A 12,862-nucleotide genomic window follows, 5' to 3' on the forward strand; every position below is an offset into this window, starting at 1 on the left:
GTTATTCGGTTTCCAGATCGATATCGATGCCGAGGGAACGAATTTCCTTGATCAACACGTTGAAGGACTCGGGCATGCCCGGCTCCATACGGTGATCGCCATCCACGATGTTCTTGTACATCTTGGTCCGGCCGTTCACATCGTCCGACTTCACTGTGAGCATTTCTTGCAGAGTGTATGCAGCACCGTACGCTTCCAGTGCCCAGACCTCCATCTCCCCGAAACGCTGACCACCGAACTGCGCCTTACCACCCAGCGGCTGCTGGGTAACCAGGCTGTAAGAACCGGTAGAACGAGCGTGCATCTTGTCGTCTACCAAGTGGTTCAGCTTCAGCATGTACATGTAGCCAACGGTAACCGGACGCTCGAACTTGTTGCCGGTACGGCCGTCGAACAGCTGCATCTGGCCGCTTTCCGGCAGGTCTGCCAGTTTCAGCATGGCCTTGATTTCGCTTTCCTTGGCACCGTCGAACACCGGAGTAGCCATTGGAACGCCACCGCGCAGGTTCTTCGCCAGATCCAGGATTTCCTGGTCGGAGAAGGTGTCCAGCTCTTCGTTGCGTCCGCCGATCTCGTTGTAGATCTCGTGCAGGAACTTACGCAGGTCAGCAACCTTGCGCTGCTCTTCGATCATACGGTTGATCTTCTCGCCCAGCCCCTTGGCCGCGAGGCCCAGGTGGGTTTCAAGGATCTGACCGACGTTCATACGCGAAGGTACGCCCAACGGGTTGAGGACTACATCGACCGGGGTGCCATTGGCATCGTGCGGCATGTCTTCAACCGGCATGATCACGGAGACCACACCCTTGTTACCGTGACGACCGGCCATCTTGTCGCCCGGCTGGATGCGACGACGGATTGCCAGGTAAACCTTGACGATTTTCAGCACGCCTGGAGCCAGGTCATCGCCCTGCTGCAGTTTGCGCTTCTTATCTTCGAACTTGTCGTCCAGCAGACGGCGGCGATCAACGATATAGGCCTGCGCCTTCTCGAGCTGCTCGTTGAGAGCATCTTCAGCCATGCGCAGTTTGAACCACTGACCATGCTCAAGACCGTCGAGAACTTCGTCGGTGATTTCCTGACCTTTCTTAAGGCCGGCGCCGCCTTCGGCTTTGTGGCCGACCAGAGCGGAGCGCAGACGCTCGAAAGTTGCGCCTTCGACGATACGGAACTCTTCGTTCAGGTCCTTGCGGATCTCGTCGAGTTGAGTCTTCTCGATGGACAGTGCACGAGCGTCACGCTCTACGCCGTCACGGGTGAAGACTTGTACGTCGATGACAGTACCCTTGGTGCCGGTAGGCACGCGCAGGGAGGTGTCTTTAACGTCGCTGGCTTTTTCACCGAAGATGGCACGCAGCAGTTTTTCTTCCGGAGTCAGCTGGGTCTCGCCTTTCGGAGTGACCTTGCCCACCAGGATGTCGCCTGCGCCTACTTCAGCACCTACGTAAACGATACCGGCTTCGTCCAGCTTGTTCAGTGCGGCTTCGCCCACGTTCGGGATGTCCGCAGTGATTTCTTCTGGGCCAAGCTTGGTGTCACGGGCCACACAGGTCAGTTCCTGGATGTGGATCGTGGTGAAGCGGTCTTCCTGAACCACACGCTCGGACAGGCAGATGGAGTCTTCGAAGTTGAAGCCGTTCCATGCCATGAACGCGATGCGCATGTTCTGACCCAGCGCCAGTTCACCCATATCGGTGGACGGGCCGTCGGCCATGATGTCGCTGCGCTGAACCCGATCACCCTTGCTTACCAGCGGACGCTGGTTGATGCAGGTGTTCTGGTTGGAGCGGGTGTATTTGGTCAGGTTGTAGATGTCGACACCGGCTTCGCCAGTTTCAACTTCGTCATCGGCAACACGAACCACGATACGGCTGGCGTCGACGGAATCGATCACACCACCACGACGAGCCACGACGCAAACGCCGGAGTCACGGGCAACGTTACGCTCCATGCCGGTACCTACCAGCGGCTTGTCGGCACGCAGGGTCGGTACAGCTTGACGCTGCATGTTCGAACCCATCAAGGCACGGTTGGCGTCGTCGTGTTCGAGGAACGGGATCAACGACGCTGCAACCGAAACTACCTGCTTCGGCGATACGTCCATCAAGGTGACGTCTTCCGGCGCCTTGACGGTGAACTCGTTCAAGTGACGAACAGCCACCAACTCGTCGATCAGGACTTTCTTGTCGTTCATCGTGGCCGAAGCCTGGGCGATCACGTGATCAGCTTCTTCGATGGCAGACAGGAATACGATCTCGTCGGTGACCAAGGCGTCTTTCACCACGCGGTACGGGCTTTCGAGGAAGCCGTACTGGTTGGTGCGCGCATAGGCAGCCAGGGAGTTGATCAGACCGATGTTCGGACCTTCCGGCGTTTCAATCGGGCATACACGACCGTAGTGAGTCGGGTGTACGTCACGGACTTCGAAGCCTGCACGCTCACGGGTCAAACCACCTGGGCCGAGTGCGGAGACACGACGCTTGTGGGTGATCTCGGACAACGGGTTGTTCTGGTCCATGAACTGGGACAGCTGGCTCGAACCGAAGAACTCCTTCACCGCCGCAGCCACAGGCTTGGCGTTGATCAAGTCTTGCGGCATCAGGCCTTCGCTTTCAGCCATCGACAGACGTTCCTTGACCGCACGCTCTACGCGCACCAGACCAACACGGAACTGGTTCTCGGCCATTTCGCCTACGCAACGAACACGACGGTTACCAAGGTGGTCGATGTCATCGACGATGCCCTTGCCGTTACGGATGTCGACCAGGGTCTTGAGGACCGCAACGATGTCATCCTTGTTCAGTACGCCCGAACCTTCGATCTCGGTACGACCGATACGACGGTTGAACTTCATCCGGCCGACCGCAGACAGGTCATAGCGCTCAGGGCTGAAGAACAGGTTGTTGAACAGCGTCTCGGCTGCATCCTTGGTTGGCGGCTCGCCAGGACGCATCATGCGATAGATTTCGACCAAGGCTTCCAGTTGGTTGCCGGTGGAGTCGATCTTCAGCGTGTCGGAGATGAACGGACCGCAGTCGATATCATTGGTGTACAGGGTTTCAATACGCACAACCTGAGCCTTGACGATTTTCGCCAGGATCTCGGTGGTCAGTTCGGTATTGCACTCTGCAAGGATTTCACCGGTGGCTGGGTGCACGATGACCTTCGCGGTGGTACGACCCAACACGTAGTCAATCGGTACCTGCAGTTCCTTGATACCGGCTTTTTCCAGCTGGTTGATATGGCGGGCAGTGATACGACGACCCTGCTCGACAATAACCTTGCCTTTGTCATCCTGGATATCGAGGACAGCGATTTCACCGCGCAGGCGCTGAGGCACCAGCTCCAGGCTGAGGCTCTCGCCCTGCACATGGAATACGTTGGTGGTGTAGAACGCGTCCAGCACTTCCTCGGTGGTATAGCCGAGCGCGCGAAGCAGTACCGATGCTGGCAGCTTGCGGCGACGGTCGATACGCACGAACACGCAGTCTTTCGGGTCGAACTCGAAGTCCAACCACGAACCGCGGTAAGGAATGATGCGCGCGGAGTAAAGCAGTTTGCCGGAGCTGTGCGTCTTGCCACGGTCGTGGTCGAAGAACACGCCCGGAGAACGGTGCAGCTGGGAAACGATTACACGCTCGGTACCGTTGATTACGAAGGTACCGTTTTCAGTCATCAGGGGGATTTCACCCATGTAGACTTCTTGCTCTTTGATGTCCTTGATCGCTTTGTTCGACGATTCTTTGTCGAAAATGATCAGGCGCACTTTCACCCGCAAAGGTACGGCGTAAGTTACACCGCGCAATACGCATTCTTTGACATCAAATGCCGGCTCGCCCAGGCGATAACCGACGTACTCCAGCGCAGCATTGCCGGAGTAGCTGATGATCGGGAAAACGGATTTGAAGGCCGCATGCAGGCCCACGTCGCGGAACTGATCTTTAGTCGCTCCCGCTTGCAAGAATTCACGATACGAATCCAGCTGGATGGCCAGGAGGTACGGCACATCCATGACGTCCGGCAACTTGCTAAAGTCCTTGCGGATACGTTTTTTCTCAGTATATGAGTAAGCCATCAGCGTTCCCCAGCTTGGTCACCTGCTTGTTTGGCCCCTCCCGACGGGAGCAGCCAGAAAATCGTGCAAACCCCATGGTTTGCGCCACCGCATCGGGTGGTTACAGCTCGTTATCGGCACCGACCCAGTCGGCTGGCAATAACGGAAAAAGGCCGGTGGCAAGAGCCACCAGCCATCAGCCTTTCGCTTAACGCTCGGGCTGGAGACGCAAAGTCGATGCTTACTTCAGCTCGACTTTAGCGCCTGCTTCTTCCAGAACAGCTTTGGCTTTGTCAGCTGCGTCTTTGGCAACAGCTTCCAGAACCATGGCAGGAGCGCCGTCAACTACAGCCTTGGCTTCTTTCAGGCCCAGACCGGTCAGTTCACGTACTGCCTTGATCACGTTAACTTTCTTCTCGCCAGCTTCGGTCAGCATGACGTTGAATTCAGTTTGCTCTTCAGCAACGGCAGCAACAGCAGCTGGACCAGCGGAAGCGGCAGCAGCGGTAACACCGAATTTTTCTTCGAAAGCTTTGATCAGCTCAACAACTTCCATTACGGACATGTTGCCAACGGCTTCGAGGATATCGTTTTGAGAGATAGACATGACTCTAAATTCCTGGATTGGGGGACGGCCTACGCGACCATCGAAATAAACAAAAAACGCGAAAAGGAGTGACGAGCCTTAGGCTGCGGCAGCTTCTTTCTGGTCGCGCAGTGCCGCCAGAGTACGAGCCAATTTGCTGGTTGCGCCTTGAATCACGCTCATCAGCTGAGAAATTGCTTCGTCACGGGTCGGCAGAGTTGCCAATACGTCGATCTGGTTAGCTGCGAGGTACTTGCCCTCGAACGCAGCTGCCTTAATCTCGAACTTGTCCTGACCTTTGGCGAATTCCTTGAACAAACGGGCAGCAGCGCCAGGATGTTGGGTGGAGAACGCGATCAAGGTCGGGCCGGTGAACACGTCGTTGAGGACACTGTATTCAGTGTCAGCAACAGCGCGCTTGAGCAAGGTGTTACGTACAACACGTACGTAAACGCCAGCTTCACGAGCCTCTTTACGGAGTCCGGTCATTGCGCCTACTGTTACGCCACGGGCATCAGCCACGACAGCGGACAGAGCAGCTTTGGCAGCCTCGTTGACTTCAGCGACGATGGCCTTCTTGTCTTCGAGTTTAATTGCCACGGGTTTAACTCCTGCTTGTTACCGTTTCATCCGGTCGAAACCGAATGTCGTTTTGGTGTCTGATTCGGTAAGGAACCGGGAGCACCATCTGCGTAGGCTTGTGGTTTAAGACTTGCGTCGCCTACGGTCTTGGACAGCCCCCGCCAGGCAGGGACCCCAATTTTTCGATTGGCACAATTGCTTGCGCCAACCTGAGTCTTACGCGTCGAGCGAGCTCTGATCGATGACCAGACCTGGGCCCATAGTGGTGCTCAGGGTAACGCGCTTGACGTAGATGCCTTTCGAAGAAGCTGGTTTGATACGCTTCAGATCAGCGATCAGGGCTTCAACGTTTTCTTTCAGCTTGACGGCGTCGAAGCCAATCTTGCCTACGGAAGTGTGGATGATGCCGTTTTTGTCGGTGCGATAACGAACCTGACCAGCTTTGGCGTTTTTAACCGCGGTAGCTACGTCTGGCGTTACGGTGCCAACCTTAGGGTTAGGCATCAGGCCACGTGGACCGAGGATCTGACCCAACTGACCCACAACGCGCATGGCATCCGGGGATGCGATTACTACGTCATAGTTCAGGTCGCCGCCTTTCATTTCAGCAGCCAGGTCGTCCATGCCTACGCGGTCAGCGCCGGCAGCCAAAGCTGCTTCAGCAGCCGGGCCTTGGGTGAAGACGGCAACACGTACGGTCTTGCCAGTGCCGTGAGGCAGCACGGTGGCGCTACGAACGACCTGGTCGGATTTACGTGGGTCAACGCCCAGGTTTACAGCAACGTCGAACGACTCGCTGAACTTGACAGTCGACAGCTCAGCCAGCAGAGCGGCGGCGTCTACAAAGTTGTAGGCCTTGCCTGCTTCGATTTTGCCGGCGATAGCCTTTTGACGCTTGGTCAGCTTAGCCATTACACACCCTCCACGTTAAGGCCCATGCTACGAGCAGAACCGGCGATAGTACGCACGGCTGCATCCATATCAGCTGCAGTCAGATCCGCGTTTTTGGTTTTCGCGATTTCTTCCAGCTGAGCACGGGTAACGGTGCCAACCTTAACGGTGTTTGGACGAGCGGAACCGCTGGTCAAACCTGCAGCCTTCTTCAGCAGAACCGAAGCAGGGGTGCTTTTTGTTTCGAAGGTGAAGCTACGGTCGCTGTAGACAGTGATGATCACTGGAGTCGGCAGACCTGGCTCAAGACCCTGAGTACGGGCGTTGAAGGCCTTGCAGAATTCCATGATGTTCACGCCGTGCTGACCCAGTGCAGGACCAACGGGTGGGCTTGGGTTAGCCTGAGCGGCCTTCACTTGCAGCTTGATGTAAGCGGTAATTTTCTTGGCCATGAGGCACTCCAATTACGGGTTCGAACGCCTCGAAAGGCTCCCCGGTTACTTGCGCGTTTATCCCAGTGACGACAAAACCCCACAGCCTAGGGCTGCGGGGTTGGGATGCCTGCTCAATCAGACCTTTTCGACCTGACTGAACTCTAGCTCTACCGGAGTAGAGCGACCGAAAATGAGCACTGCCACTTGGATCCGGCTCTTTTCGTAGTTAACTTCTTCAACCGTGCCATTGAAATCAGCGAATGGACCGTCGGTGACACGTACCACTTCACCCGGCTCAAACAATGTCTTAGGCTTCGGCTTGTCGCTACCATCAGCAACACGACGCAGAATCGCTTCTGCCTCTTTATCCGTAATCGGCGCAGGCTTATCGGCGGTACCGCCAATGAAACCCATCACCCGAGGGGTATCCTTGACCAAGTGCCAAGTCCCTTCGTTCATGTCCATCTGTACCAGCACGTAGCCCGGAAAGAACTTGCGTTCACTTTTGCGCTTCTGGCCATTACGCATCTCAACCACTTCTTCAGTGGGGACCAGAATCTCGCCAAAGCCATCTTCCATGCCAGCCAGCTTTACGCGCTCTACCAGCGAGCGCATGACATGCTTCTCGTAACCCGAGTAAGCATGCACAACGTACCAACGCTTAGCCACGGGACACCCTTAGCCAACAATCAAGGAAACAAGCCAGCCGAGCAGGGAATCGAGCCCCCACAACAGCAACGCCATTACCAGAACAACAGCCACAACGATCAACGTGGTCTGCGTGGTTTCTTGGCGAGTCGGCCATACGACTTTACGAATCTCGGTGCGAGCTTCCTTAGCGAGTACAAAGAAAGACTTGCCCTTCGCCGTTTGCAAGCCTACAAAGGCAGCAACGGCAGCAATGGCGAGCAATGCAAGCACGCGGTACAGGATCGGCGAAGCAGAGTAATACTGATTGCCAACAACGCCAACAACCACCAAAGCGACTACCACTAGCCACTTGAGCAGATCGAAGCGAGAGCCTTGAGCTTCAGCTTTAGGAGTCATCTATGAAGATCCTGTGAAAAGAAAGCCAGACACACCGAGTGAATCTGGCAGGTCAGGAGGGAATCGAACCCCCAACCTACGGTTTTGGAGACCGTCGCTCTGCCAATTGAGCTACTGACCTAAAACAAAATCAGGCCGACCATTATGCCGGCCCGAAAAAGACATTACAACTGTTTACTCGATGACTTTGGCCACGACGCCAGCGCCGACGGTACGACCGCCTTCACGGATAGCGAAACGCAGGCCATCTTCCATCGCAATAGTCTTGATCAGGGTAACAGTCATCTGAATGTTATCACCTGGCATTACCATTTCTACGCCTTCTGGCAACTCGCAGTTACCGGTCACGTCAGTCGTACGGAAGTAGAACTGTGGACGGTAGCCTTTGAAGAACGGAGTGTGACGACCGCCCTCTTCCTTGCTCAGAACGTAAACTTCTGCGGTGAACTTGGTGTGCGGCTTGACAGTGCCCGGCTTGACCAGGACCTGACCACGCTCAACATCGTCACGCTTGGTACCACGCAGCAACACGCCGCAGTTCTCGCCAGCACGACCTTCGTCGAGCAGCTTGCGGAACATCTCAACGCCAGTGCAGGTCGTTTTCTGAGTATCACGCAGGCCAACGATTTCAACTTCTTCCTGGATACGAACGATGCCACGCTCAACACGACCAGTCACAACAGTCCCACGACCAGAGATCGAGAATACATCTTCGATTGGCATCAGGAACGGCTTGTCGATAGCACGCTCCGGCTCTGGAATGTAGCTATCCAGAGTTTCCACCAACTTTTTGACAGCAGTGGTACCCATCTCGTTGTCGTCTTGGCCATTCAGAGCCATCAGAGCCGAACCGATGATGATCGGAGTGTCGTCACCTGGGAAGTCGTAAGTGCTCAGCAGATCGCGCACTTCCATCTCAACCAGCTCCAGCAGCTCGGCGTCATCAACCATGTCAGCCTTGTTCAGGAAGACAACGATGTACGGAACGCCTACCTGACGGGACAGCAGGATGTGTTCACGGGTCTGAGGCATCGGACCATCGGCAGCCGAGCAAACCAGGATAGCGCCGTCCATCTGGGCAGCACCGGTAATCATGTTCTTCACGTAGTCAGCGTGACCCGGGCAGTCAACGTGTGCGTAGTGACGCACGGCCGAATCATACTCAACGTGAGCTGTGTTAATGGTGATACCGCGAGCTTTCTCTTCCGGGGCGCTGTCGATCTTGTCGAAGTCAACCTTGGCCGAACCGAACACCTCGGAGCAGACGCGGGTCAGAGCAGCAGTCAGCGTGGTTTTACCATGATCTACGTGACCAATGGTGCCTACGTTGACGTGCGGCTTGTTACGTTCGAACTTTTCCTTAGCCATCGAAATCACCCCCAGGAGAAGAATTTAGCGAGTCATATCAGCCATTAAAACAAAGGCAGATATTTGCATATCTGCCTTGTTATATGGAGCTCTTGAGCGGATTTGAACCGCTGACCTCACCCTTACCAAGGGTGTGCTCTACCAACTGAGCTACAAGAGCGAAACACCTTGCACAACCTGCAAACTTGGAGCGGGTAGCGGGAATCGAACCCGCATCATCAGCTTGGAAGGCTGAGGTTCTACCACTAAACTATACCCGCGGAGCTTGCAGCTCACGCTAAAAATGGTGGAGGGGGAAGGATTCGAACCTTCGAAGTCGTAGACGTCAGATTTACAGTCTGATCCCTTTGGCCGCTCGGGAACCCCTCCTAAGCGAGCCGGCATTCTATATTATGCCAGCCTTCTGTCAAGCATTTTCTCATTAAAAACCTGAGGTTAGCTGCGTTGACTACGCTTTGCACCGTTAGCCCTTTAAGGCCTTCGCTGCGAAGCGGGCGCCATTCTATGCAAACTACCCCGTAGGCGCAACCCCTTCACACGGCATTATTTTATGTTTTAACTCATTGAATTCTTTAGAAAGGTTTTGAAGCAGTGTTTCACTCACCTTTCCTGCGCTATCGGGGGATATCTGCAACCAGAATCCTCCAGCATCTGAAGAACCCGAGGAGCTCGATGGAGCGGCACGACTCACAACACCCGAAGCAGCAAGTCGCTGCTCCAACTGCCGAGCCACCTCCAGACGAGTGAAGCCGCCGACATAAAGACAGCCTTTTTGCGCATCACTAGACGTACCGGAATCGCGCCTGACAAGTGCGTCTGCTGTTTCGCTCAACAGATGGATGTCCTGCTGGGAGCCGCGATACAAGTTCAGTGGAGTGACATCCTTGGCTCGAAGCGGAGCCTCCTGCTGATGCCAGACGTAATAGAAGACATTCAAGACCAGCAACAACAGGAACAGCCAGCGCATAAAAAACCTCAAGACAAAGGACAGGCCATCGCCAGACCGACAAAAACCAGGTCAGGCACTACCCTGGCATCCGGAACGACGCCTGATACCAGGTCAGCATCCCCTCCCGTGAGAAACACCACGAAATCCTTTCCCCAGTATTGCTGCGCCAATTCAAGCTGAGTCAGTACAAATCCCCTGAGCATCAGCATGCAACCGCGCTCCACCGCCTCGACGGTGGTACGACCAGGAGCGAGACTCTCATGAGCCCGCTCAGCCGCCGTATCGTCATAGCGAATCCGTCGGGTGTGGGTACGTAGCTGATTTCGCATCAAAGGCATGCCTGGGCATATGAACCCTCCGAGGTGATCACCATTGGCAGCCACAAAATCGGCCGTAATGGCAGTACCGAAATCGAGCACCAGGCACGCACCCGAAGCAAGATGAAAGCCACCGAGCAGAGCCAACCAACGGTCCAGACCCAATCGTTCATACTCTTCGTACCCGTTCTTCACCCCAGCCATTTCCCGCATGGGTAGGGCACGAGTTACGGAGACGCCAAACACCTCAACCAATGAGGCGACTAATGAATCCGTTTCTTCAGCCGTTCTGACACTGACGAGCCGACATTTTTTCAGCTGAAACTTGCCGGCATCGTCCAGACACGTCAACAGATCATCATCGGAACCGACAATCCCCCCCTGGACAGGTGTTACACCATCGGAGCGAAGAACCCGCCACTTGATGAAGCTATTGCCGCAATCGAGCTCAAGAATCATCGCGCAACCTCAAACTGAGCTCACCACCGCTAAAGACTTTTTCCACTCCATCCACCTTCAACCGCAGCGCACCCTGCAGATCAACGCCCATCACAACGCCGTGAATTTGGTTGGCGCCCGCAATCAGCGAAACAGATTGCCCCTGCCACAGATGGTATTTTTCCCACTCTGACTGAATTGCGGCAAAACCAGATGCATGATGAAGCTTCAAATACTGCTGAAGCTTCGCACTCATTCTGGCCACAAGCTCATTTCGATCAAAACCCTTGCCCGCCTCCAGGCACATCGACGTCCACTCCTGGTCGACCTCATCATTCATTTGCATATTCACGTTAATCCCTACGCCCAGGACAACATGGCAAACATCCGCCGGATCTCCCACCAACTCAAGCAGAATGCCTGCAATTTTTTTCGCACCCACCAAAACATCGTTAGGCCATTTCAGCCCCGCCTCCGAAATCCCCATGTCACGCAACGTATGCATGACAGCAAGCCCGACGACAAGGCTGAGCCCCTCGATCTGTCGCATGCCGCCCTCAATGCGCAATACCAAGCTGTAATAGAGATTGTCGGCAAATGGACTGACCCATTTACGACCGCGCCGTCCTCGACCCGCCACCTGCCGCTCAGACAAGACCACAAATGGTGCTTGCGCGCCACGCTCTATGGCGCGCAACGCTTCAGCATTTGTGGAATCAATAGAGTCAAATATATGGACGGGCCACTCATGGAGACCCTTCGCGCAGATATCCGTCGCATCCAGAAGCAACAGGGGCTTGGCCAACTGGTAGCCTTTGCCGCGAACCTTATGCACAGACAAACCCAGCTCCGCTTCCAGGTGTTGCAACTGCTTCCATACAGCGCTGCGACTGATACCCAGCGCGACACCCAGCGCTTGGCCCGAGTGAAAGCGACCATCCTTCAGAAGTTTTAGCAACGTGAGCATGCGGAGTGCGCCCTGATAATGAGGCCCGCATGATAGCCATGCGTAAGGCGATTGCATAGAAACGCAAAATGACTTTCCCGCGGGCAAAACAAAACCCCTACCTGCGTCAGCAGATAGGGGTTTCGGAATTTAATCTTGACGATGACCTACTCTCACATGGGGAAACCCCACACTACCATCGGCGATGCATCGTTTCACTGCTGAGTTCGGGATGGGATCAGGTGGTTCCAATGCTCTATGGTCGTCAAGAAATTCGGTAGCCAGCGCGTGCCTTGCGGTCACGTTCCAGCGAATGGGTATGTGATAGCTTTTCGGTGTTTTGTGACGTTCGAACTTTCGGTTCGTTTCGTCTTCACACACCGCAATCTGGTGCTCGTTTGCTTTTCAGCTTGAAGCAAGCAAATTGCTTGGGTGTTATATGGTCAAGCCTCACGGGCAATTAGTACAGGTTAGCTCAACGCCTCACAGCGCTTACACACCCTGCCTATCAACGTCGTAGTCTTCGACGGCCCTTCAGGGGACTCAAGGTCCCAGTGAGATCTCATCTTGAGGCAAGTTTCCCGCTTAGATGCTTTCAGCGGTTATCTTTCCCGAACATAGCTACCCGGCAATGCCACTGGCGTGACAACCGGAACACCAGAGGTTCGTCCACTCCGGTCCTCTCGTACTAGGAGCAGCCCCTCTCAAATCTCAAACGTCCACGGCAGATAGGGACCGAACTGTCTCACGACGTTCTAAACCCAGCTCGCGTACCACTTTAAATGGCGAACAGCCATACCCTTGGGACCGGCTTCAGCCCCAGGATGTGATGAGCCGACATCGAGGTGCCAAACACCGCCGTCGATATGAACTCTTGGGCGGTATCAGCCTGTTATCCCCGGAGTACCTTTTATCCGTTGAGCGATGGCCCTTCCATACAGAACCACCGGATCACTAAGACCTACTTTCGTACCTGCTCGACGTGTCTGTCTCGCAGTCAAGCGCGCTTTTGCCTTTATACTCTACGACCGATTTCCGACCGGTCTGAGCGCACCTTCGTACTCCTCCGTTACTCTTTAGGAGGAGACCGCCCCAGTCAAACTACCCACCATACACTGTCCTCGATCCGGATAACGGACCTGAGTTAGAACCTCAAAGTTGCCAGGGTGGTATTTCAAGGATGGCTCCACGCGAACTTGCTTCCTCACGACACAGCCACCAACGAGATCTACACAAGCAAATTCAAAGTC

At 55.0% G+C, this 12,862-nt stretch carries 11 protein-coding genes, 4 tRNA genes and 2 rRNA genes; all 17 read right to left on the reverse strand.

Translation table 11 applies throughout. The features are described from left to right. Position 1: 1 nt before the first annotated feature. A complete protein-coding gene (gene rpoB / locus AD663_RS24400) occupies positions 2-4,075 on the reverse strand; it encodes a DNA-directed RNA polymerase subunit beta (protein ID WP_003186088.1) in 4,074 nt (1,357 codons plus the stop codon). Positions 4,076-4,295: 220 nt separating this feature from the next. Continuing rightward, positions 4,296-4,661 (reverse strand): 50S ribosomal protein L7/L12, encoded by a 366-nt coding sequence (gene rplL / locus AD663_RS24405; RefSeq protein WP_003186090.1) that lies wholly within the window; start codon positions 4,659-4,661, stop codon positions 4,296-4,298. A gap of 78 nt (positions 4,662-4,739) precedes the next feature. After that, positions 4,740-5,240, reverse strand: coding sequence for a 50S ribosomal protein L10 (gene rplJ / locus AD663_RS24410; RefSeq protein WP_003186092.1), 501 nt, complete (start codon positions 5,238-5,240; stop codon positions 4,740-4,742). Positions 5,241-5,438: 198 nt separating this feature from the next. Beyond that, positions 5,439-6,134 carry a 50S ribosomal protein L1 gene (gene rplA, locus AD663_RS24415; protein ID WP_003186095.1) on the reverse strand — a complete coding sequence of 232 codons (696 nt, stop codon included), beginning with the start codon at positions 6,132-6,134 and terminating at the stop codon, positions 5,439-5,441. Continuing rightward, on the reverse strand, positions 6,134-6,565 hold the full coding sequence (gene rplK, locus AD663_RS24420) for a 50S ribosomal protein L11 (RefSeq protein ID WP_003176435.1): 432 nt from the start codon (positions 6,563-6,565) through the stop codon (positions 6,134-6,136). The genes rplA and rplK overlap by 1 nt, the downstream gene beginning before the upstream one ends. Before the next feature lie 117 nt (positions 6,566-6,682). Further along, entirely contained in the window at positions 6,683-7,216 is a 534-nt protein-coding gene (gene nusG, locus AD663_RS24425) for a transcription termination/antitermination protein NusG (protein ID WP_003186097.1), read from the reverse strand. A 9-nt stretch (positions 7,217-7,225) separates the two neighbouring features. Then, positions 7,226-7,594 carry a preprotein translocase subunit SecE gene (gene secE, locus AD663_RS24430; RefSeq protein WP_003186101.1) on the reverse strand — a complete coding sequence of 123 codons (369 nt, stop codon included), beginning with the start codon at positions 7,592-7,594 and terminating at the stop codon, positions 7,226-7,228. A gap of 45 nt (positions 7,595-7,639) precedes the next feature. Next, positions 7,640-7,715: transfer RNA gene (locus tag AD663_RS24435), tRNA-Trp, on the reverse strand. A 53-nt stretch (positions 7,716-7,768) separates the two neighbouring features. After that, positions 7,769-8,962 carry an elongation factor Tu gene (gene tuf / locus AD663_RS24440; protein ID WP_003186103.1) on the reverse strand — a complete coding sequence of 398 codons (1,194 nt, stop codon included), beginning with the start codon at positions 8,960-8,962 and terminating at the stop codon, positions 7,769-7,771. Between the two features lie 84 nt (positions 8,963-9,046). Beyond that, positions 9,047-9,122: transfer RNA gene (locus AD663_RS24445), tRNA-Thr, on the reverse strand. A 26-nt stretch (positions 9,123-9,148) separates the two neighbouring features. Next, a tRNA-Gly gene (locus AD663_RS24450) sits at positions 9,149-9,222 on the reverse strand. Between the two features lie 24 nt (positions 9,223-9,246). Further along, positions 9,247-9,331 (reverse strand) — tRNA-Tyr (locus AD663_RS24455). Between the two features lie 142 nt (positions 9,332-9,473). After that, entirely contained in the window at positions 9,474-9,929 is a 456-nt protein-coding gene (locus AD663_RS24460; RefSeq protein WP_003186105.1) for a hypothetical protein, read from the reverse strand. 8 nt (positions 9,930-9,937) lie between these two features. After that, positions 9,938-10,687, reverse strand: a complete 750-nt coding sequence (locus tag AD663_RS24465) for a pantothenate kinase (RefSeq protein WP_003186108.1) — start codon at positions 10,685-10,687, stop codon at positions 9,938-9,940. Continuing rightward, positions 10,677-11,633 carry a bifunctional biotin--[acetyl-CoA-carboxylase] ligase/biotin operon repressor BirA gene (gene birA / locus AD663_RS24470; protein WP_003186111.1) on the reverse strand — a complete coding sequence of 319 codons (957 nt, stop codon included), beginning with the start codon at positions 11,631-11,633 and terminating at the stop codon, positions 10,677-10,679. The genes AD663_RS24465 and birA overlap by 11 nt, the downstream gene beginning before the upstream one ends. Positions 11,634-11,766: 133 nt before the next feature. Then, positions 11,767-11,882: ribosomal RNA gene (gene rrf, locus AD663_RS24475) — 5S ribosomal RNA — on the reverse strand. Between the two features lie 169 nt (positions 11,883-12,051). Next, positions 12,052-12,862: ribosomal RNA gene (locus tag AD663_RS24480) — 23S ribosomal RNA — on the reverse strand; the annotation flags it as partial.

Origin of the sequence: Pseudomonas sp. Q12-87 (assembly GCF_001269755.1) — a bacterium.
In the GTDB taxonomy this organism is placed as follows: Bacteria; Pseudomonadota; Gammaproteobacteria; order Pseudomonadales; family Pseudomonadaceae; genus Aquipseudomonas; species Aquipseudomonas fluorescens_S.

Bases quoted from the DNA above. Each gene is read 5' to 3' on its own strand.
- rpoB (WP_003186088.1), bottom strand. From the start codon at position 4,075: ATGGCTTACTCATATACTGAGAAAAAACGTATCCGCAAGGACTTTAGC.
- rplL (WP_003186090.1), bottom strand. From the start codon at position 4,661: ATGTCTATCTCTCAAAACGATATCCTCGAAGCCGTTGGCAACATGTCC.
- rplA (WP_003186095.1), bottom strand. From the start codon at position 6,134: ATGGCTAAGCTGACCAAGCGTCAAAAGGCTATCGCCGGCAAAATCGAA.
- rplK (WP_003176435.1), bottom strand. From the start codon at position 6,565: ATGGCCAAGAAAATTACCGCTTACATCAAGCTGCAAGTGAAGGCCGCT.
- secE (WP_003186101.1), bottom strand. From the start codon at position 7,594: ATGACTCCTAAAGCTGAAGCTCAAGGCTCTCGCTTCGATCTGCTCAAG.
- tuf (WP_003186103.1), bottom strand. From the start codon at position 8,962: ATGGCTAAGGAAAAGTTCGAACGTAACAAGCCGCACGTCAACGTAGGC.
- AD663_RS24460 (WP_003186105.1), bottom strand. From the start codon at position 9,929: ATGCGCTGGCTGTTCCTGTTGTTGCTGGTCTTGAATGTCTTCTATTAC.
- AD663_RS24465 (WP_003186108.1), bottom strand. From the start codon at position 10,687: ATGATTCTTGAGCTCGATTGCGGCAATAGCTTCATCAAGTGGCGGGTT.
- birA (WP_003186111.1), bottom strand. From the start codon at position 11,633: ATGCTCACGTTGCTAAAACTTCTGAAGGATGGTCGCTTTCACTCGGGC.